This is a genomic window from Mesorhizobium sp. M1A.F.Ca.IN.022.07.1.1 (assembly GCF_003997575.1).
In the GTDB taxonomy this organism is placed as follows: Bacteria; Pseudomonadota; Alphaproteobacteria; order Rhizobiales; family Rhizobiaceae; genus Mesorhizobium.
The window spans coordinates 1-1,663 of sequence record NZ_RZST01000596.1; the positions used below are offsets into that span (position 1 = coordinate 1).

At 63.9% G+C, this 1,663-nt stretch carries 2 protein-coding genes; both read left to right on the forward strand.

Going from position 1 to position 1,663, the window contains the following annotated elements; all coding sequences use genetic code 11:
• Nucleotides 1-868: tail fiber domain-containing protein (locus tag EOA75_RS32580; RefSeq protein ID WP_164747744.1), on the forward strand; the 868-nt coding region annotated here is incomplete at its 5' end.
• Nucleotides 865-1,663: phage tail tip lysozyme (locus EOA75_RS32585; protein ID WP_245466822.1), on the forward strand; the 799-nt coding region annotated here is incomplete at its 3' end. The genes EOA75_RS32580 and EOA75_RS32585, both read left to right, overlap by 4 nt.

A 1,663-nucleotide genomic window follows, 5' to 3' on the forward strand; every position in this document is an offset into this window, starting at 1 on the left:
CGGCAACCTGACCTACAGCCAGACCGGCACCTACAAGTGGAACGACCCCTATACGGGCAAGTCCTACGACATCCCGACCTACACGGCGACGCAGACCCTGTCGCAGACCGGCCAGGCGATCAAGGATCAGACCGACGAGGCCAGGCTCAATCTCGGAAAGCTCGCCAACGACCAGTCGGCGTTCCTGAACGACTTCCTGTCGAAGCCGGTCGACCTGTCGAACGACGCCACCGAGGCCCGGCTGATGGACCTTGGTATGAAGCGGCTGCAGCCGGCGCTCGACGCCCGTCGCGCGTCGAACGAGGCGGACCTGATCAATCGCGGCATCCGTCCCGGTTCGGACGCATACGCACAGGCGCAGAACCTCGAAAATCAGGGGGAAAATGACGCCTATAACCAGCTTCTGCTTCAGGGTCGCGGGCAGGCGGTGCAGGAAGCGCTCGCGCAGAACTCGGCACCGATCAACAATTTGACGGCGCTGCTGTCCGGTTCGCAGGTGAGCCAGCCGAATTTCGTCAACGCCAATATGCCGACGATCCCCACGACCGACGTGGCCGGCCTGATCAACACCAACTACAACCAGAAGCTCCAAAACTGGCAGCAGCAAGCGCAGAGCAGCAGCGACCTTTTCGGCGGCCTGTTCGGCCTCGGCGCGAACCTGATCAAGTATTCCGACCGCCGCGTCAAAATGAACGTCCGCCGCGTCGGCGAATTCGCCAATGGCCTCGCAAAGTATGCCTTCGAATACGTGTGGGGCGGTGGCGAGCAGATCGGCGTCATGGCCGACGAGGTGCGTGCGTTCCGGCCGCACGCGGTCATCAATGTCGGCGGTGTTGATGCTGTCAATTACGGGGAGGCCTTGGCATGAGCGTCCAGCCCTCGTTCATCTTCGGCGGCAATACCGGCGTGCAGACGCCGGAAGACCTGGCGCGCCTCAGGGCCATTGCCGATGCTCTTGCCCGGCCGGCCGCCCCGCGCACGATCGGCCAGGGCCTGAACGCGATTGGCGAGGCGATCGGCTACAGGCTCGCCGACAGCAAGGCAACGTCGGCGGAACGTGATTGGCGCAAGGGCGGCAACGATGTGTTCTCAGCGCTGTTCAGCGGTAGCGGAGCATCCTCGCCTGCCTCGACATCGGCTTCGGCCAGCAAGGCGGTCGTTTCGGCTCTTGGCGGCGGCTCGATGGGCAGCGCGCCAGATCTGTCTGGCAACGACATCTACAACGGCTTTATGGACACGGTGAAAAGCAAGGTCACCAACCCGTACGGTCTCGCTGCTGTCGCGGCAACTGCGAACGCCGAAAGCCGCTTCAATGCGAAGAACGCATTCGGCTCATGGTCTGACCCGAGCGAAAGCGGGCAGGCAGGGACTGCGGGCGGTATCCTGTCGTGGCGCGGTCCGCGCTTCGAAGCCATGCGGGCATTCGCCGGCAGCAACGGCGGTGACGCAAACGCCCCGTCGCCGCAGCTTCAGGCGCAATACTTCCTTCATGAAGACCCCGGTCTGATCGACGCGCTAAACGCGGCCAAGTCGCCCGAGGAAGCGCAGCGTCTCATGAACAACGCCTGGAAGTTCGCTGGCTACAACCGACCGGGCGGCGAGGCGGCGCGCCGCATTTCCATGGCCAACTCCTTCGCGTCGCGTTTCGCTAGCCCTGATGCCG